Below are 19,842 nucleotides of genomic sequence, written 5' to 3'. Positions count from 1 at the left end.
CTCATTCGGGCGGACGGCCCTCGGCCCATTCGAGCAGCCGGTCGAGCTCTGCATCGCCGAGATCGACCTGGTACCACGTCTCGTAGAATTCAGCCGTCTCATCGCGCAAGCTGCCCTCCCATCGGTCGGGATAAAAAAGTCTCGCCATCCATTTGAGCCCCATCATACGGTTGAGAGAGGGCGGGCGGTCGATCCAGCCGAAGGGCGCCGTCGGGGAGAGGTAGACCTCACCGCTTCTGACCGCGCCGACGCCAGCCCAGAGCGGGTCGGACCAGACGCGCTCGTAGAATGTCGGATCCCAGGTCACGATCATCTCGGGGTCCGCGACGATCACCTGCTCGGGCGAGACCTGCACGAGGCCTTGCGTCCGCCCGCCGTCATCGGCGACGTTCGCGCCACCCGCCCGCTCGATGATCTCGGTGTTGATCGACCCTTTCATCCCGGTCTCGAGCCCGTCCGGCCCGCGGGCAAGGTAGGTGCGCGGCCGCGCGTCCGCGGGGACTTCGGCCAGGATCGCGTCGATCCGGGCAAAAGTCGCTTCGGCATCCTGCGCCAGCAATTCGCCGCGCTCGGGCTTGCCGAGGACATCGCCGAGGAGGCGCAGCGCCTCCGGCGTGTTCTCGAACCGTCCGTCGATGAGGATGTAAGGAATGCCCGTCTGTTCCTGCACGCGGTCCGCAAGATCGACATACGTGTCCCGGACCGATCCGAAATCGAGGATCAGGTCGGGCGCGATCTCGAGAACCCGTTCGAGGTTGGCCTCGCCGCCGCGCCCGGTCAGGCGGCCCGTCTCGGGCAGGTCGCGGTAAGGCTCGGCGATGTAGTCGCGTTCCTCGGGCCTGAGGGCGCGCGGCCATCCGGTGAGCGTCTCGGGCGCGACGACGTAAACCAGCACAGAGGCCGGCGGGCCCGCGGCAAAGACCGTCTCGATCTCGTCCGGGATCTCCACGGTTCGGCCGGCGCTGTCGGTCACGGTCCGCGCGGAAGCGGGTGCGGCAAGCAGTGCAAGGGCGATGAGGGCTCGCAAGATCATTCTGTCACTCCTTCGGTAAGCCCGGCGCATCGAAGCCATATTCGGCGAGAACGGCCTGCCCAGCGGGCGAGAGGATTTGGAACGCCAAGCGCCACGCAGCGTCCGGCGCGCCATCGAGCACTGTCAGCCCGTAATCGGCACCCACGGACAACGCTTCGGGCACCTGCACGATTTGCAGATCCGGCACCTCGCGCTGCGCCAGTACGGCATTGGTGCAATAGGTCAGGAACAGATCCGCGCGGCCATTTTCCATCACCCAGGCATAGGTGTTGCGACCCTCTGGCGCGGGATCGCTCTCCGGGCCTCCGGTCAGCGGCATTGCCTTCCGCTCGAGCATCTCCTGCGCGCCCGGAGCCAGGTCCTCGGCCTTGCCGAAAAGCTCCCAGGCATAGTCGCCCGACGGATCGGCGCCGGGCGTCGACGTGCCGAGGCGCGTCTCCTCGGACAGCATGACGTCGAGAAGTGTATCGGACGTGACATCGAGATCCGGCTGCGCGAGCCCGCAAAGACGGTTCCGGGCAAAGAGGACCACCGGCCCGCCAAGACCTGCGTCTTCCAGACGGCGGGGGTGGGCCATGTTCGCGGACGCGAAGACATGCGCCGGTGCGCCGCCCTCTATGTCCTGCCGCATGAGCCCGGAGGGCCCAAACCTCGCCTCGACCGACGTTCCACTGATTGCTTCGTAGTCGGATGCGACCTGCTCAAGCGCCGCGCGCAGGCTCCCCGCCGCGACAAGCGAAACCGTGTCCTGCCCTACCGCCGGACCCACGCTCAGGACGGCCACCCCGATGAAAGGCAATATCGATACCCGCATTGTGCCACTCCGCTCATGAACATGCGCCGCCACAGCCTCTTGCTCCGGGAAATAATGACTTCGGGAAATTTTGCAGTCAAATGCAAGATATTGCCAATCACGGAATGCGGCACAGACGTCCCGCAGGACATTCCCGGCGAGAAACCCTCGTTGCCTGCCGTGACGCTCGCATCCGAGAGGCGGTCAGGTCAGGACGTGATCTTCGGGCACAAGCGGATCGGGCGGGGTCATACCGAGGCGCGGTGCGAGGGCGATCTCGATCGTGCGGCACATCGCATTCAGCGGCAGCGCATGAACCGCCGTGCCAAAGGGATGCTCGAGCTCGTCGGTGACCGCCGCGAGACCGAAGAAGACGTAGGCGATGACGGCTGCAAAAAGGGGCGTCAGAACGCCCGTGGTCTCGATCAGCGCGAAGGGCACGGCGAAGCAGTAGAGCCACGTCGTGCGCAGAACGAGAAGCGAGTAGACGAAGGGCAGCGGCGTATTCCGGATCCGTTCGGACCCCGCCTGCGCCAGTGCGATCGCCGCCAGCCGTTCGCTCAGCGCCTTGCATCCGAACCCGTCGATCTCGCCGCGCCGGGCCGCATCCCGAATGTGGCGCGCGGCCCTGTTCAAGGCATCGCAAGCCTTGGCCCGTTCAAACTGCGTGCCGGGCCCGCCCCAGCGCGCCAGATCGGCCGAAATATCGTCGCCGCGCAGATCCCGCTTGTGCAGGTGGATGAAACACAAAGCCTCGTGGATCAGCGCCTCCCGTGTTTGCGCATTCTCGACGAAAAGATCGCTCTCGCGCGCAAAACTCCGGAAATCGGCCACCAACTGACCCCAGAGGCGACGTGCTTCCCACCAACGCTCATAGGCGGCGTTATTGCGGAAACCGAGGAACAGCGACAATGCGATGCCAAAGATGCTCGTGGCCTGAAGAGGGATATGCGGCAGTGTGAACAGCGTCCCGTCAACAAGCCAAATCGTGAAAGCAAACACGAAAACGAGCCCGATCAGCGGCGCGATCCGCGGCACGATCGAGCCTTGGGTGACAAGGAACAGGCCAAGATGGCTGGGGCTGTCTCGAATGATCATTGACGCGCTCGTTGTGTGATATCGCCTTCATAGCGCTCAGGCCGTCAACAAAGAGCCTTTGAACGGCATGTCGACGTGTTGTGGCGACGTGTCGGGTTTTCGGGTGCGTTACGGCTTGCACCCGAGGTGATGGAAGAATGCGCGATGCCCAGAGCATGCCGCTGTATTTCTTGAGCGACCGCGCACAACGACGTGCCGAAAGATCGATTTCAATAGAAGCGGTAGTGATCGAGCAGCAAGGTTCCGAAAAGGTATCTCAATCGTTTGCGGGTATCCAAATCCCGTCCCGTGTCCGCGTTGGGATATTGACGGACTTCCGATCGACAGCACCCTCGGCATCCCTCTTCATGTATGCTGAGCCTGAGGAGCATTTTTGCCGTTGTGGGCCATTCGCCTAAATTCGTCGAGCCCAGGAAGAATGGACGTGCTGCTCTGCCTCGGTGATCACCTGGATCGCATCATCGCAGGTCCTCGATATGTCGGGTAGCCGGAGGCGTCTCCTCTCGGTTTAGGACATTGTCTGCCCGGCGGACGCGTTCCGCCGGGCAGCCGATTGAAGACCGGGCCTCAATCGAGGGGGAAGAGATCACGTTCGATCCCGGCGGCGTCGAACAGGTAGTCGCGGGAGGCCTCGATCCGGCTGCGAAGGGCATCGAGGTCATGGCCAACGAGCTGGCCACGCCACTTGCGGAATTCGCCTGCCACCATCACGCTCTCCACATTCGTGCGCTCCATGAGACCGACAACGGCCCCCGGAACGTTGTTGAGCGGCGCGACGTTGAGTGCGGTTGCGTCGAGCAGGATGATATCCGCTTCCTTGCCCGGCGTGAGCGATCCGACCTTCCGCGACAGCCCAAGGCCCTCGGCGCCATTCACGGTCGCGTATTCGATCACGTCACGCGCTCTGAGCAGTGCGGGCCGATCCTCCACGCCATCCAGCGCCATCTCGTTGACCATCGCGCGCTGCATCGTCATCGCGCCGCGCATCTGGGTGAAGAAATCCGCCGTGAGGGTGCATTCGACGTCCACGGACAGCGATGGGGCCATTCCGAATTCCGACACTTTGAGCATTGGCGGCGTTCCGTGGCGCATGGTCATCTCGATCGGGACCGCCAGCGAGACATGGGCGCCGGCATCCGCTGCGGCTCGCCAGACATCATCTGGCATCCCCGTCATGTGGATGAGCATGTGGTTTTCCGCGATCACACCCTCGCGTGCGAGGGCCTGCATCGACTCCGCCATCCCAAGGCTGCCGACGACGTGGTAGGCTACCGGCAGATCCAGATCGCCGGCGATACGCCGCAATTCGGCGGGGTCGACATCCTCAAGGTAGATCTCCGCGCCCATGCTCATGGTCAAGAGCTGATCGTCGGACGCGAAGAATTGTTCGCGAATGCGCGTGGCGTCCGTTGGATAGCGCGTCTGCGGGCCGTAGCCCTCGAAATAGCCGAACACCGCGCGACGCCCGGCATCGAACAACGCCGAGATGGCCGCGTCGGAATGTTCCGGCGAATGGTGGATCTGGGAGACGTCATGAACGGTCGTGACGCCCGCATCGAGCTGGCTGAGGCCGCCGAAAAGCTCCGAGACGTAGACATCTTCCGGACGGTAGGCCATCGCGAAGCGCCCGAGGATGTCGTCGAGGTAATTCGGGCTGCCCGCCTCGGTGCCATCATCATACATGATGCCGTCCGCCAGCCAGCCGCGCAGCGCGGTTTCGAACTGGTGGTGGTGGGTGTCGATAAAGCCCGGCATGACGACGCGCCCTGTGGCATCGACCACCTCGGCGTCGCCTGCGTCGATGGAGGCCCCCACGTCCACGATCCGCCGCCCCTCGATGAGCACGTCGCCGGTCTCGAAATTGCCCACGGTCGGATCCATGGACATCACATGCCCGCCACGCAGCAGGATGCGCCGCCCTGTCTCGCCGGGCACGTTGTTTCGAGGGCCGGATTGCGCCTGCGCCTGTCCGCCACCGAAAAGGAGCGGGGAAGTTGCGGCCAGCGCCGACCCTTTGAGGAACTGGCGGCGTGACGGCTGGTGAGTAGGATCGCCACAGGCTCTACACATGGTATATCTCCGTATCCAAGTATCGAAAAGTGTGTTAGCGACTGCGAGTTAGCACCTCCCATTTTTTGGACAAGACGGCACGTTTATGCGACTTGGTCACCTCGAAGTTCCTGGCGATTGTCACGAAATCTCGCCCATCCTGTCGCGGGTCGGCAACAAGTGGTCGGCGCTCGTCGTGCTGGTTCTCACGGAAAGACCAAAGCGATTCAACGAGTTGCGCCGTGAGATCGAGAGCATATCGCAAAAGATGCTCACGACCACGTTGCGTGCGCTGGAAGAGGACGGCCTTGTGGTGCGGACCGTGAAACCCACGACACCGCCGCAGGTCGAGTATGCGCTCACGCACCTTGGCGAAAGCCTCGTGGAGCCGCTCTTTGCACTTTGCGACTGGTCGGCGCGCAATCTGGAAACCATCGCCAAGAACCGCGCAGCCTTCGCCAAGCGTCAGAGTTGAGGGATGCCTGGATGCTCGGCGAACGGTCAGCGTTCACGTTTCGCGAACGCCCTCGCTGTCATCTTCCGCAAACGTTCGCTTTTCTGGCTAAGGTGCCGATGACCACCGGCCAGACGGTTTAGATCGGACAAGCGCAGGGGTCGGAAAGACACCGCGCAATGCTGATCTTGCGCTCATCAAATTGCTGCATGATCGGTGATGGCTGGTCTCCGAAGGCGGATGGCAGGGAGGTTTGTGATCCGCCCCCTCATTCGCAACACCGACATCATGTCCGCAGGGCGATCTTGCCAAGGGAGCGCTGCACGAATGGCTGCCCGGAGGCCAAAACGGCGACGTCGATCCTGCCTGAGTTGACAATTACAGAATTGAAGGGACGCGCCAGCCCACGCCCTTTTGGCTATTCGGCTCCGCGAGCGACCGCGCGGCAGACCTACAACTTTGCTGGCTTCTTTGCCCCCTCACGCACGCGAGCCACCGCTCCAAGGACGGCCACGTAGAAAACCGGCACCAGGAAGATTCCGATCACGGCGGCGGCGGTCATGCCGCCCAGCACGCCGATGCCGATGGATTGCTGTGCGGCCGCGCCTGCACCCGAAGCGATTGCCAAGGGCAGCACGCCGAACATGAAGGCGAGCGTCGTCATCAGGATCGGACGCAGGCGCATACGGCAGGCGGTGATCGCTGCGTCCAATAGGCCCTTGCCCACGCGGCGCTGCTCTTCAGCGAATTCGACGATCAGGATCGCGTTCCTTGCTGCCAGACCGATCGTCGTCAGGAGGCCGACCTTGAAGTACACGTCGTTCAGCTGGCCGAAGAACAGCGCCGCGCCGATGGCTCCGAAAATGCCGACAGGGACCGTCATCATCACGGCCAGCGGCAGGGCCCAGCTTTCGTAGAGTGCGGCGAGCGCGAGGAAGACGACGAGCGCCGACAGAGCGTAGAGCATCGGTGCCTGGTTGCCCGACAGGCGCTCCTGATACGACAGCCCGGTCCATTCGACGCCGAAGCCCTCGTCCAGGTCGGAGACGAACTCCTCCATCACCAGCATCGCGTCGCCTGAGGACACGCCTTCGGCCGCAGTGCCGGTCAGTTCAATCCCCCGCGTGGCGGCGAAGCGATCGATGGATTGCGGCTGCTCGTCCCAGACCAGCGAGGTGAACGCATCGAGCGAGACCATCTCGCCGGAGTCGTTGCGGGCATACCAGCGTCCGATATCCTCGGGCTGCGAGCGGGCCTCGGCCTGTCCTTGCACGATCACCGGGCGCAGGTCGTCGGCCATCGGGAAATCACCGACCTCGCGTCCACTGAAGATCACCGATAGCATCGCATTGACGTCGCTGACGGCCAGGCCAAGGGCGGCCGCCTTCTGCTGGTCGATGTCAATGCGCAAGGAAGACTGGATCGGGTTGTCGTTGCCACGCAAGTTGGTCACGCGTCCGTCTTGCTGAGCTGTCGCCACGACCTCGTCGGCCGCCTGCGCCGTGCGCTCCGCACCTTGGCCGCCCCGGTCAACGAGGTACATCGAAAAGCCCGACGTCGCCCCCATGCCCTGGATCGCCGGCGGCTGCAAAGCGTAGACGGTGCCCGCCCGGTTGTTGAGGTAGAAGTGCTGGTTGATCCGCCCGGAGATATCGGCGGCGCTCGTGCCCTCGCGCTCTTCGTAGTCGGCCAGCTTGACAAAGAGCATGGCCGCCGATTGCCCCGAGCCGCTGAAGCTGAAGCCCATCACGCCGAAGACAGAGTCGACCGCCTCGCCCTGTGTGTTCAGAAGGTAGTCCTCGACCTCTGCGACGCGCGCTTCGGTCTTGGGGGTCGTGGACCCGTCGGGGGTCGAGACCATGACGAGCAGGACGCCCTGATCCTCCTGCGGGATGAACGAACTGGGAAGGCGGTCGTAGGAGTAAAGCGCACCCCCGGTGATCGCGGCCAGCACCACCATCATGGCAAAGGGCCGCCTGATCAGAACGCCGACCGCGCGGCCATAGCCGGACGTGGTGCGTTCGAGGGAGGTGTTGAACCAGCGCGCGGGTGCGAAACGGGCGCGGTGGCTGCTTTGCTTGAGCAAGGTCGCGCACATGGCCGGTGTCAGGATGACCGCGACACCCAGCGAAAGGACCATGACGGTGATGATCGTGATCGAAAACTGGCGGTAGATCGCCCCGGTGGAGCCCGTCATGAAGGCCATCGGCAGGAAGACCGCACAGAGGACGAGTACGATCCCAATCAGCGCCGAGGTGATCTCCCTCATGCTCTTTTCGGTCGCCTCGACGGGGCCCAGCCCTTCCTCGTCCATAATCCGTTCGACATTCTCGACGACCACGATGGCGTCGTCGACCAGAAGGCCGATGGCGAGAACCAGCGCGAACATCGTCAAGGTGTTGATCGTGTAGCCGAAGAGCAGCAGCACGCCGAAGGTCCCGAGAAGCACCACGGGCACAGCGACCACGGGAATCAGCGTGGCCCGCCAGCTTTGCAGGAAGACGAAAATCACGAGGAAGACGAGAACCACCGCCTCGATCAGCGTGTGATAGACTTGGTTGATGGATTCCTCGATGAAGGGTGGGGTATCGTAGGGATAGACGACCTCGACCCCCTCGGGCAGCGCCGCACCCAGGGTGGCCAGCGTCTCGCGGACGAGATCGGCGGTTGCGACGGCGTTCGAGCCTGGTGCCAGCGACACCGAAAAGCCCGCTGCGGGCTGACCGTTGTAACGCCCGCCCGTCCCGTACGCCTCCTGCCCGATGGCGATGTCGGCGACATCGCCGAGGAAAACCGTCGATCCGTCCCGAGAGGTCTTGAGCAGGATGCGTTCGAACTCTTCGGCGGTGCTCAGCTGCGACTGCGCCGACAGGGCCACCGTGATCTGCTGGCCCTTGGCGATGGGCTCGCTGCCAAGCTCGCCCACGGTGACGTTGGAGTTCTGATCGGAGATCGCGGCGGTCACGTCGGCGGGGGTCACGCCGAACTGGTTCATCCGCAGCGGGTCCATCCAGATCCGCATGGCGTAGCCGGCCCCGAAAAGCTGCGCCGAGCCAACACCGTCGAGGCGCTGTACCGGGCCCACGATCCGGCCCGTCACCAGGTCGCCCAGCTCCAGCGAGGTGCTGTTGCCGGCGCGGTCGACCAATGCGGCGACCAGCAGCGTCGAGCTGGTCGAGCGCCGTACGGAAACGCCGTTCTGCTGTACGATTGACGGAAGCTGCGCCGTGACGCGCTGCATCGCGTTCTGCACCTGCACCTGCGCGATGTCCGGATCGACACCGTCCTCAAAGGTCAAAACAACGCTGCCACTTCCGGCAGAGGAGGATGAGGTCATGTAGATCACGCCCTCGATCCCGGTCAGCGCATCCTCGATCACCGTGGTGACCGAGTTGGCGACAACCTCGGCGTTGGCGCCGCCGTAATTGGCACTGACATTGATCGTTGTTGGGGCGATCTGGGGGTACTGTTCGATTGGCAGTCGCCAAAGGCTGATCGCCCCCATGATCATCACGAGAATGGCGATGACCCAGGCAAAAACGGGCCGGTGAATAAAAAACTGAGCCATGATGCGCCGTTATTCCGCTTCGACGTCGCTGGGCGCATCCGTGCCCTCGAGATCGCGGACCACGCCGTCCTCGTCCAGCATCGCCGGAACCGTCCGGACCTCGGCGCCGGGCGTGAGGCTCGCCAGTCCGTCGATGGCCAGAAGCTCTCCGGCCGCGACGCCGTCGGTCACGATCCAGCCGTGTTCGTGCGTGCCGATTTCCTGCAGGCTGCGCTGCTCGGCCGTTTCGTCAACGACGATCCAAGCTGTCAATTCTCCGGTTGGAGCACGCTCGGTGGCCGATTGCGGCACGAGGATTGCCCGGGTCGATCCCAGCATGACTTCCGATCGCACGAACATGCCTGGCAGCAGCACGTGGCGAGGGTTCTCGAAACGAAATCTGGTCGCGCGGGATCCGGTTGTCTCAGAGACGCTCTGGCTCGTCGCGATCATCTGCCCATCCGCGTCAAAGGTGCGTCCCGTCTCGAGTGTTAGGGTCGCCGTAATTGACTCCGCGATCTCCACACGATTGCTCGACACATCTTCGATCAGCGACAGAATGCGGGCCGACGGTGCCCAGATCTCGACATCGATCGGGTCGAGTTGCGTGACGGTCGCAAGGGCATCCGCCTGCTTGGCTGCGACCAGATCGCCCACCGAAACCGTCGCGAAACCGGCGACCCCCGTGATGGGACTGGTGACTGTCGTGCGCTCCAGGTCCGTCCGGGCGAGGTCGCGGGTCACGGTTGCCGATTGCAGTGTCGCTCTGGCCTGTTCCAGCGTGCTGCGGGCTGTGTCTACCTGCGCCTGCGACGTTCCGGTCCCGAGCAATTGTTCAGAACGCTGCAGGGCGGCTTCGGCCTCCTGCACCGACGCTCGGGCCGCGGCAAGGTCGGCTTCTGCCGCGCGCAAATCGGCCTCGTATGTCGACGAATCAATCTGGAAGAGGACATCGCCTGCCTCGACCGGCAGCCCTGCTTGGTAGGCAATCTCCGTTATGGTGCCTTCGACCCTCGGGAGGATATCCACCTCGGCCGAAGCGATCGCGCGCCCGGGCTCAACGATGGTACGGGGAACAGCTTGGGCCTCGAGTTCAATCACGCCGACGGTCGGCGGTGGCATCTGGGCATGCGCGGCGCTTGCAATAAAAACGACGGTAAGTAGGTGCAGGAAGCGAAAGGCCATGTCTAATCCTCGTGCGGGCCGACGAGCGCGCCCTGATTTGCCGCGTCACTTCCATAAAATTGCACTCTGTGCAATAATCTGAAGCAAACGTGATGGAGTGTCGCAATGGGCGCCCAAAAAACACCGGCCACTTCCAACAAGCGGACAAAGACAGCGCGTGCGATCCAACGCGCGACCCTGCAGCTTGCGGTGGATCATGGATACAAAGCCGTAACCATCGATATGATCGCCAAGCATGCCGGGATCAGCCGTCGCACGTTCTTCAATCACTACAAGAACAAGCAGGACGCTATCGTCGGTCCGAAAATTGACCGGCTTGGACATGCTTACGATTGGTTCGCGACCTCCGAAAAGCCGCTTTTACATGACCTGCAATGCCTCGTTCGCCAGGTCATCACCGATGCGTCACCAGACCCCTTGGTGATCCGGACCATCGGCGCGGTTCTGGGGGATACGCCCGATCTCCAGCCGGCATTCAGCGCCATGATCACGAACTTCACTCACGAATTGGCCCCGCTTCTGTCGCAGCGCTTCGGGAACGGACAGGAACCCGCAGCTCACCTGATCTCTCACCTGGTTTCACACGCAATCGTGCTTTCTTTCCAGGAATGGACGGCAGGAAATGAGATCACTCTCGACGAGATCGTCGATGAGGCCAACTCCAATATCCGATGCGCGGTGCGGGCGCTCGCACCCACGTAGGCGGAACCTGAGCGCCGATGGCTCTTCCAGCCACGTTGCCGAAGTCGTCGGACAGACTGACCCTTAAACCCTGTTCATCCACCCGGCTGGCGCCAATCGGCCGTCATAGGCTGTAGCTCGCGACGTCCTTTGCTGAGATTAGGTTTCGCGCGCTGAGACAGCGAAATCCGGCAGTCGAGGCACCAAAGAACGGTGTTCGACGAAGTGCCACCCCGGTGCCCCTCGCGATGTGCTAACGCACGAGACAAAGTTCCGCATCCGCTGCCCGGATCACTGCGCGACACAGCTCCTAACAACCGCTTCCGGCATCACGGCCGGTGGCCTTCGCGGTCGCGGTGAAAGCTGAGCGCACGTAGCGAACGACTGAAAGGTCTGAATAGCCCCGAATTTCTTAGACGCCCTCGTTCCTCAGTTTCTGCTGCCGCTCGAACTCGAGGGGCGACAGCATTCCGTTCCGCGCGTGCTTGCGCTTCGGGTTGTAGAACATCTCGATGTAGTCGAACACGTCTCGCCTGGCTTCCTCTCGGGTGCGGTAGCTGCGCCGCCTGATCCTCTCGCGCTTGAGCAGGTTGAAGAAGCTTTCGGCGACGGCGTTATCGTGGCAGTTGCCTCGACGGCTCATGGAGTGCTCGAGGTCATGGGCTTTCAGGAAAGCGGCCCAGTCCATGCTGGTGAACTGACTTCCCTGATCGGAGTGGATCAGCACCTTAGCCTTCGGCTTCCTCCGCCATGTGGCCATGAGCAGAGCCTGGAGCACGACGTCGGTCGTCTGGCGCGACTGCATGGACCATCCGACCACGCGCCGAGAGAACAGGTCTATTACGACAGCGAGGTAGGCGAAGCCTTCCTGGGTGCAGATGTAGGTGATGTCGGTCACCCAGACCTTATCCGGCGCCTCCACGTCGAATTGCCGATCCAGAGTGTTGTCGACCACGACCGAGGGTTTGCCACCATACTTCCCGGGTCGGCGCTTGTAGCCGATCTGTGCTGTGATCCCGGCCAGCCTGGTCAGGCGCGCGACGCGGTTCAGGCAGACGTCTTCGCCCTGTTCGAGAAGATCGTCGTGAAGTTTGCGGTGCCCATAGACCTTGCCGCTTTCGACCCAGGCCTCCTTCAGCAGTTCGGTCTGGCGGGCGTCTTCCTGGGCACGCTTGCGGGGCGGCGCCTTCAACCACGCATAGAAGCCGCTCGGCTGGATGCGCAGACACCGGCACATCGCCCGGACGGAGAACTGCCCGCGATGCTCGGCCACGAACGCGTATCTCACTTTGCATCCCTGGCGAAATACGCGGTCGCCTTTTTTAGGATATCCCGCTCCTCCGTCACTCTCACGAGTTCACGCTTGAGCCGACGGATCTCCGTGTCCTTCTCCGCCTCACCAGACGACGCCTGCGCGAACTTCTTCTTCCATGCGTAGAGCGAATACGGGCTGACCCCGAGACGCTCCGATACTTCCCTAACCGGGTAGCCCCGCTCGGTGATCTGCGCGACCGCGTCCCGCTTGAACTCATCGCTGAACTTGCTGCTGCTCATCATGGCCTCCTTGCCTCAAAATTAGCGAAGAAGGCGTCCACGATACACGGGGCTATTCACTATGCGCCCGCTTTGGTCAGCAAATGCTCAGTTTCTCGGCCATCGTTCAGGTAGGACCCTCGGTACGTGAAGCCGAGATTAGGCAGTGCTGCCGTCCGATAGTTACAGGTGCAACATCGCAGAATGTCCGGTTCCAAGCTTCCGTCCAAGGCTGCGATGACCATGCCAACGACCGCTTCCCGCCCAGTTTAATCGTTTTGCCATAAGCGCGTGTGTATAGAAAATAGCTCAAAGCGCTTCTCTTGCTGCTTCTATCACGGCGCCACGCCTTGGATGGCTCAAATTTCTCAAATGAAAAAGCTTGAGCCGGTTCGTCCTTGAAAGCGACCGTCCTCCGCTTGGAAGTGTCGAGCGCAAACCTTTGCGAAAATCGCGCAAAACTATGGGTGCCGCGCAAGGTTATGCGCAATCCTACAAAAACTCAGAAGTCCAAGTTCTCCACGCTCAGCGCGTTCTGCTGGATGAAATCCCGACGCGGCTCGACCACGTCGCCCATGAGCTTGGTGAAAAGGTCGTCCGCTTCGGCCATGTCGTCCACCGTTACCCGCAGAAGCGTGCGCGCGTCGGGATCGAGCGTCGTTTCCCAGAGCTGGTCGGGGTTCATCTCACCTAGGCCCTTGTAGCGCTGGAGCTGGTTCCCCTTCTCGCCCTCTTCGAGAATAGCGTTCAGGAGGTCGAGCGGGCCATAGATCATCTGCCGCCGCTCCTTGCGCTGGAGCGCTGCAGGCGCGCCGTAGACGGCCTGAAGGCTCTGAGTGAAGGAGCCCGTGCGCCGCGCCTCGCCCGAGCGCAGCATCGTGCCGTCGAGGGTACGGACTTCCTCAACACCCCGCAGGATTCGCGCCAGGCGGATGCCGCGATCCTGCGTGATCCGGCCCTGCCAGCCACGCTCGTATTCGAGCGCGATGAGATCGAGCCGTTCGGCCACACGGTTCGCGACGCCTTGCAGGTTTTGGTCGACCGCACCGGGCACGAAGGCACCGGCGATGGCCGCCTGTTCGAGAATGCGGCGCGGGTAATGCGTCGGGAAGGCCTCGAGCACGCGCTTGAGCTGCCGAGCTTCCTCGACCACGCGCACGAGGTCCTGGCCAGTGATTTCCTCGCCATTGCCCTGCTGCAGGATCGCGCCTTCCGTGCCCATCTGGATCAGGTAATCCTCGAGAGCCGGCGTATCCTTGAGGTAAACCTCCGACTTGCCGCGCGACACTTTGTAGAGCGGCGGCTGCGCGATGTAGAGGTATCCGCCGTCAATGAGTTCGGGCATCTGGCGGTAGAAGAACGTCAACAGAAGCGTGCGGATATGTGCGCCGTCGACGTCAGCGTCAGTCATCAGCACGATCTTGTGGTAGCGCAGCTTCGAGATGTTGAACTCGTCGCGGCCGATCCCGGTGCCGAGCGCCATGACGAGATTGCCGATCTCCTGGCTTGATAGCATCCGGTCGAAGCGCGCGCGCTCGACGTTCAGGATTTTGCCCTTGAGCGGCAGGATCGCCTGCGTGCCCCGATCGCGGCCGGTCTGAGCCGAGCCACCTGCGCTATCGCCCTCGACAATGAACAGCTCGGTCTTGGACGGATCCTTCTCGGAGCAATCCTTGAGCTTACCGGCGAGGTAATTCACGTCCATCGCGGTCTTGCGGCGTGTAAGCTCCCGCGCTTTGCGCGCCGCCTCGCGGGCGAGCGCGGCCTCGACGATCTTGCCGACGACCATACGCGCCTCGTTGGGGTTCTCCTCGAACCATTCCGAGAGCTTCTCGTTCATCATGCTCTCGACCGCTGGGCGTACCTCGGAGGAGACCAGCTTGTCTTTGGTCTGGGACGAGAATTTTGGGTCCGGCACCTTTACCGACAGAACGCAGGTCAGACCTTCGCGGGCGTCGTCGCCGGTGAAGCTGACCTTCTCCTTCTTGGCGATCCCGCTATCCGTCGCATAGCGCGTCAGCGTTCGCGTTAGGGCGCCACGGAAACCGGCCATATGGGTGCCGCCATCACGCTGCGGAATGTTGTTGGTGAAGGGCAGCACCGTCTCGTGGTAGCTGTCGTTCCACCACATCGCGATCTCGACGCCGATCCCGTCCCGCTCGCCGGTCATGTAGATCGGCTCCGGCATCATCGGCTGCTTGGAGCGGTCGAGATACTTCACGAACTCCTTCACGCCACCTTCGTAGAAGAGCTCCGATTTCAGGGGCTCGGCGGGGCGCTCGTCTTCCAGAAGGATACGGACGCCGGAATTGAGGAAGGCGAGCTCGCGCAGGCGCTTCTCGAGAACGTGGAAATCGTAGTCGAGGTTCGAAAACGTCGTCAGCGATGCGAGGAACCGCACCTCGGTGCCCTGCTGCCCGTTCGCATCACCGACATCCCTCAGATGCTCGACGGTCTCGCCGCGCTCGAACCGCGCGACGTGCTCGCGCCCGTTCCGCCAGATCCGCAGCTCCAGCCAATCGGACAGCGCGTTCACGACCGAGACGCCGACGCCATGCAGACCGCCCGAAACCTTGTAGGAATTCTGATCGAACTTCCCGCCCGCATGGAGCTGGGTCATGATGACCTCGGCGGCAGAGACGCCCTCTTCCTCATGGATATCGACCGGGATGCCCCGCCCGTTATCGGCGACGGAGACGCTGGAATCCGCATGGATCTTCACGCGCACATGCGTCGCGTGGCCGGCCAATGCCTCGTCGATGCCGTTATCCACGACCTCGTAGACCATGTGATGCAGGCCGGAGCCGTCATCGGTATCGCCAATATACATGCCGGGCCGCTTGCGCACGGCTTCCAAGCCTTTGAGAACCTTGATGGATCCCGCGCCATATTCTTCGGGAGCGCCTGCGTTCTCTGCCATGGAATTTATCCTCGTTATTGCCTCGGGATTTATAAGGTTTCCGGGCAGGGATGTCACGATCCAGACACCATATTTTGTGGGGCTTCGCGGCGTTCGCCGCGACAGGCCGGGTCAGGTGAAGGGGATCAGGAAACCGACGCCGATCAGAAGGCAGCCCGCGACGATATTCGTCCGCCGGACGGCTTCCGGACTCGACAGAAGCCGCTTCACCCGGTCGATGGACAGCGCCAGCATCAGGTTCCCGAACAGAGGAACTGCGGCAGAGATGAGCGAGATCACCGCCATGTCGGCCCAGGTCACGCGGCTGACATCGAAGAAGCCTGGCAGCATGCCCATGTAGAACAAAATCGCCTTCGGGTTGCCGATGATGACAGCAAGGCCCGCGAGAAATCCGGCCCACATGCCGGGGCGCGTGAGGCGGCTGTCGCGCGACAGATCGGCATTGGCATTCTTGAGGATCAGCGCGCCCATGATGAGGAAGGTCGCCGCCGCGATCCAGCGCAGCGCGTCGATGAACCCGCCATAGACCGAGACGATCCAGGAGACGCCGAGAATCGCGAGGAAAGGCCAGAGGACATCGCCCACGACGACACCCAGCGCCAGTGGCCAGGCGGCGTTGAACCCACCCGAGAGCGCACGCGCGACCAGCGCCACCCACACCGGACCGGGCGTCAGGAACAGGATCAGGAGCGCGCCGGAATAAAGAAGAAGATCGGAGGCAGTGAGCGTCACGGTGCGTCTTTCTGTATCGTACGGCTCTCGCCGCTGTCGTCGGTGACTTCCACGTATTGCGCCTTGTCTCCGAGCTCCTCGAAGAGCTCGGCCCCTGTGCCTGTCATCCAGGCCTGCGCGCCCAACGCCGTCACTTCGGCATAAAGCGCCGCGCGGCGGTCCGCGTCCAGATGCGCTGCCACCTCATCGAGAAGAAGGATGGGGGGCGCGCCGAAATCGGCCGCGATCGCACGCGCATTGGACAAGATCAGCGAGATCAGGAGCGCTTTCTGCTCGCCCGTGGAGCAATCCGAGGCCGGAACACCCTTTGCCGCATAGGTGCCCAGAAGGTCGGCGCGGTGAGGGCCGACGAGCGTGCGACCGGCCATGAGGTCACGCGGGCGGCTTTCGGCAAGAGCCGTGGCGAAGGCATCTTCACCCTCGGGCGCGGGCTCTTCGGCATAGGTCAGCACCAGATCGGCTGCGGGGAACGCTGTTTCCGCGCCCTCTTGCGCCGCTGCGATCCTGGACAGGGCGGCATGTCGGTTCGCATCGATCACCGCGCCCGTGCGCGCCATCTGCGCCTCGAGCGCGCGATACCAATGCGCGTCGCGCACCTGGTCCTTCAGGAGCCGGTTGCGGTCGCGCATGGCCTTTTCGTAGTCAAGGCTCGCCTCGGCATGATCGGGAAAGAAGCTCAGCGTCATCCGGTCGAGAAACCGGCGTCGCCCTTCGGCCCCTTCGATCCAGAGTCTGTCCATCGACGGCACGAGCCAGAGAACCCGCGCCATGCGTCCGAGCATCGTCTGTGGCTGCGGCTTCTCGTCGATCCGAACCTGGCGCGGCTGGCCGTTCTCAGACAAAAACGCGATCTCGTTCCGCCCGCCCGGGCCGTTCAGAAGCCCTTCGATCTTCCAGCCGATGGCCTCGGGACGGCGGGTCATCGTCTCGGCCGAGGCGCGTCTCATCCCCCGGCCGGGCGAGAACAGGGATACGGCTTCGAGCAGGTTCGTCTTGCCCGCCCCGTTCGGCCCGTAGATTGCCACCGGCCGCGCATCGACGCGCAGCGCCGCGCGCCTGTGGGAGCGGAAGTGGGAAAGCGTCAGGGTTTCGAGCGCGAGAGCCATGAGCCAGACCTAACCAAGCGATGCGATGCCTGCCACACGCAAAAAAGCCCCGCATCGCGGGGCCCTTTCACGTTGCGTGAGGTGCTGCATCACACCCGCATCGGCATCACGACATAGACGGCGCTCTCGTCAGAGCCTTCGCGCATCAGCGTCGGGTCACCCGACGAGTTGAACATGAAGACCGCGTTCTCGCGATCGACCTGGCTCGCGATTTCCAGAAGGTATTTCGCGTTGAAGCCGATCTCTAGCCGCTCGTCTCCATACGCCACAGCGAGCTCTTCCTCGGCAGCCCCGCTATCGGGCGCGTTCACCGAGAGGATCAGACGATCCTCGTCGAGCTGGAGTTTCACCGCGCGGGACCGCTCCGAAGACACGGTCGAGACGCGGTCCACCGCACGGGCGAATTCGGACGCATCGACTTCGAGACGGCGGGTGTTGTTCTGCGGAATGACGCGGGTGTAATCGGGGAACGTCCCGTCGATCACCTTCGATGTCAGCGTGATTTCAGGCGTGGCAAAGCGCACCTTGGTCTCTGAAACAGAGACGGCGATGTCCATATCGTCGTCATCGAGAAGTTTGCGGAGCTCGCCGACGGTCTTGCGCGGCACGATGACGCCCGGCATCTCTTCGGCGCCCGAGGGAAGCGCGGAGTCGATCCGCGCAAGGCGGTGCCCATCGGTCGCGACGCAGCGCAGACTGCGCCCGTCGGCGGTTTCGGCCACGTGCATGTAGACGCCGTTCAGATAGTAGCGCGTTTCTTCTGTCGAGATCGCGAATTTCGACTTGTCGAAGAGCCGGCGCAACACCTGTGCCTTCACGCTGAAATTGGCCGAATACTCAGAAGACGCCATTACCGGGAAGTCCTCTTTCGGCAGCGTCGCCAGCGAGAAGTTGGAACGCCCGGCCTCGACGGTGAGGCGACCCGCTGCCCCGTCTTCGCTAAGCGTGACCAGTGCGCCGTCGGGCAGCTTGCGGACGATCTCGTGCAGGGTCACCGCCGAAACGGTCGTGGCGCCAGCGCGCTCGACCTGCGCGGCGTCCTTGTCCACCACCTCGATATCGAGATCCGTGGCACGGAAGTGCACCGTGTCGCCTTCCGCCTCGATCAAAACGTTTGCGAGGATCGGGATCGTGTTGCGTCGCTCAACGACCGATTGCGCCCGGCTGACCGCCTTGAGCAGCGCTGCGCGCTCCATGCTGAATTTCATGACCTATCCCTCCGAGACTCGCCAAGCGGCCTCGGGCCGGGCCCGACACCGTTGGTTTTCCCGTTTTGTCCGACGTCTACGTCAGAGCGTCAAGGCCGGTGCGCGTGGCACGCACCGGACGCTGGCGATTGTGGTGGTGCGGACTCATTCCTCAAGCGCGCAGCGCAGCAGTTCCACGTCTTCCGCGATCTGCGCGTCGCTCAGCATCAAATCCTCGACGCGCTTGACGCCATGAAGAACGGTCGTGTGGTCCCGGCCTCCGAAGCGGCGACCAATTTCCGGAAAGGAGCGGGCCGTCAGTTGCTTGCACAAATACATCGCGATCTGACGCGGACGGGCGAAATTACGTACGCGCTTCGGACCGATCAGGTCCGACAAACGAATGTGGTAATGCTCGGCCACCTTTCGCTGGATCTCGTCGATGCTGATCTTGCGCTCGGAGGCGCGGATCACGTCGGTCAGGCATTCCTGCGCCATCGAGATGTCGACGGTCTTGCCGACGAGGGATGCGAAGGCGAAGAGGCGGTTGAGTGCGCCTTCGAGCACCCGCACATTCGTCGAGATGCGATGCGCGAGGAAGGCGAACACGCCTTCATCGACCTGAACATCCGGGTAGTGTTTGCGGTTTTTCTCGAACTTCGACTGAAGAATGCCGAGGCGGAGCTCGTAATCGGTCGGGTGCACATCCACGACGAGGCCCGATTGCAGCCGCGAGACGATGCGGTTCTCGAGCGACTTGATATCGTTGGGTGCGCGATCAGCGGAGATTATGATCTGCTTGTTCTGGTCCACCAGCGCGTTGAACGTGTGGAAGAACTCCTCCTGCGTCGAATCCTTGCCCGCGATGAACTGCACGTCATCCACCATCAGAACGTCTACGGAGCGGAAGAGGGACTTGAAATCCATCATCCGCCGGTCGCGCAGCGCCTGGACGAAGCGGTACATGAACTGCTCGGCGGACAGATACAGCACGTTGAGCTCGGGATTGCGGGAGCGCAGCTCCCAAGCGATGGCGTGCATCAGGTGCGTTTTGCCGAGGCCGACTCCGCCATGCAGGAAGAGCGGGTTGAAGGTCACTGCTCCGCCTTCGGCTACGCGGCGCGCGGCGGCATGGGCCAGCTCGTTGGGCTTGCCGACAACGAAGGTGTTGAAGGTGAAGTTCTCATCGAGCGGACCGTCGGGAACGATGTCCGAGACAGGGGACGGTGCCTTGGCCGGACGCGGCTGGCTGTGGGATGTCGGCTGATTGGCCGGACGCGACGCCGTGTCGACGCGGAACTGCACGCGGCGCACACCGGGCTCGACCGTAGAGATCCGCGCCAGGATCGCATCGCCAAAATTCTGGGACACGTAGCTGCCGAAGAAGTTCGTGGGCGCCTGAAGCACCGCGACCTCGCCTTCGCAGCCGTTGAATTTCAGTGGTTTGATCCACGTCTTGTAGTTGTTCTCGCCCAGAGTCCTTGCCAGATCATCCTGCAACGCGCCCCATTGTTCCTGTGTCAT

General features: G+C 62.9%; 14 protein-coding genes. 2 read left to right on the top strand and 12 right to left on the bottom strand.

Going from position 1 to position 19,842, the window contains the following annotated elements:
* Position 1: 1 nt before the first annotated feature.
* The 4 genes from FIU91_RS00070 to FIU91_RS00055 all read right to left on the bottom strand — a co-directional run bounded on the left by FIU91_RS00070 (position 2) and on the right by FIU91_RS00055 (position 4,994).
* Entirely contained in the window at positions 2–1,033 is a 1,032-nt protein-coding gene (locus FIU91_RS00070; RefSeq protein ID WP_152460931.1) for an iron ABC transporter substrate-binding protein, read from the bottom strand.
* Between the two features lie 4 nt (positions 1,034–1,037).
* On the bottom strand, positions 1,038–1,847 hold the full coding sequence (locus FIU91_RS00065) for a molybdate ABC transporter substrate-binding protein (protein WP_152460930.1): 810 nt from the start codon (positions 1,845–1,847) through the stop codon (positions 1,038–1,040).
* A 183-nt stretch (positions 1,848–2,030) separates the two neighbouring features.
* Positions 2,031–2,924: a bestrophin family protein gene (locus tag FIU91_RS00060; RefSeq protein WP_152460929.1), complete on the bottom strand. Its 894-nt coding sequence runs from the start codon at positions 2,922–2,924 to the stop codon at positions 2,031–2,033.
* 567 nt (positions 2,925–3,491) lie between these two features.
* Entirely contained in the window at positions 3,492–4,994 is a 1,503-nt protein-coding gene (locus tag FIU91_RS00055; RefSeq protein ID WP_152460928.1) for an amidohydrolase family protein, read from the bottom strand.
* Positions 4,995–5,079: 85 nt separating this feature from the next.
* Here FIU91_RS00055 and FIU91_RS00050 point away from each other — a divergent pair, with 85 nt between their 5' ends.
* Entirely contained in the window at positions 5,080–5,448 is a 369-nt protein-coding gene (locus FIU91_RS00050) for a helix-turn-helix domain-containing protein (protein WP_152460927.1), read from the top strand.
* A 430-nt stretch (positions 5,449–5,878) separates the two neighbouring features.
* Here the strand turns inward: FIU91_RS00050 and FIU91_RS00045 are convergent, their stop codons facing one another.
* Positions 5,879–8,995 (bottom strand): multidrug efflux RND transporter permease subunit, encoded by a 3,117-nt coding sequence (locus tag FIU91_RS00045; RefSeq protein WP_152460926.1) that lies wholly within the window; start codon positions 8,993–8,995, stop codon positions 5,879–5,881.
* 9 nt (positions 8,996–9,004) lie between these two features.
* The gene (locus FIU91_RS00040; protein ID WP_254702006.1) at positions 9,005–10,159 is read right to left on the bottom strand and encodes an efflux RND transporter periplasmic adaptor subunit; all 1,155 of its coding nucleotides are present in this window, start codon (positions 10,157–10,159) and stop codon (positions 9,005–9,007) included.
* Positions 10,160–10,264: 105 nt separating this feature from the next.
* Here FIU91_RS00040 and FIU91_RS00035 point away from each other — a divergent pair, with 105 nt between their 5' ends.
* Complete coding sequence (locus tag FIU91_RS00035) at positions 10,265–10,861, top strand: TetR/AcrR family transcriptional regulator (protein ID WP_152460925.1); 597 nt, start codon at positions 10,265–10,267, stop codon at positions 10,859–10,861.
* A 391-nt stretch (positions 10,862–11,252) separates the two neighbouring features.
* Here the strand turns inward: FIU91_RS00035 and FIU91_RS00030 are convergent.
* From FIU91_RS00030 to dnaA, 6 genes are all read right to left on the bottom strand, one after another.
* Positions 11,253–12,394 (bottom strand): IS3 family transposase gene (locus FIU91_RS00030; protein WP_172974885.1). Its coding sequence is split into 2 segments (ribosomal slippage): positions 11,253–12,154 and positions 12,154–12,394, totalling 1,143 coding nucleotides; the frame shifts between segments, so codons are not numbered across the junction.
* A gap of 481 nt (positions 12,395–12,875) precedes the next feature.
* Entirely contained in the window at positions 12,876–15,293 is a 2,418-nt protein-coding gene (gene gyrB / locus FIU91_RS00025) for a DNA topoisomerase (ATP-hydrolyzing) subunit B (protein ID WP_152460924.1), read from the bottom strand.
* A gap of 111 nt (positions 15,294–15,404) precedes the next feature.
* Positions 15,405–16,025, bottom strand: coding sequence for a LysE family translocator (locus FIU91_RS00020; protein ID WP_093009196.1), 621 nt, complete (start codon positions 16,023–16,025; stop codon positions 15,405–15,407).
* Positions 16,022–17,131: a DNA replication/repair protein RecF gene (recF, locus tag FIU91_RS00015; RefSeq protein ID WP_152460923.1), complete on the bottom strand. Its 1,110-nt coding sequence runs from the start codon at positions 17,129–17,131 to the stop codon at positions 16,022–16,024. Before recF ends, FIU91_RS00020 begins: the two co-directional genes overlap by 4 nt.
* 89 nt (positions 17,132–17,220) lie before the next feature.
* Positions 17,221–18,339, bottom strand: a complete 1,119-nt coding sequence (gene dnaN / locus FIU91_RS00010) for a DNA polymerase III subunit beta (protein WP_152460922.1) — start codon at positions 18,337–18,339, stop codon at positions 17,221–17,223.
* 144 nt (positions 18,340–18,483) lie between these two features.
* Positions 18,484–19,842: a chromosomal replication initiator protein DnaA gene (gene dnaA / locus FIU91_RS00005; RefSeq protein WP_152460921.1), complete on the bottom strand. Its 1,359-nt coding sequence runs from the start codon at positions 19,840–19,842 to the stop codon at positions 18,484–18,486.

Origin of the sequence: Roseivivax sp. THAF30 (assembly GCF_009363575.1) — a bacterium.
Taxonomy (GTDB): domain Bacteria; phylum Pseudomonadota; class Alphaproteobacteria; order Rhodobacterales; family Rhodobacteraceae; genus Roseivivax; species Roseivivax halotolerans.
This window is presented reverse-complemented; position numbering and strand designations above follow the sequence as displayed.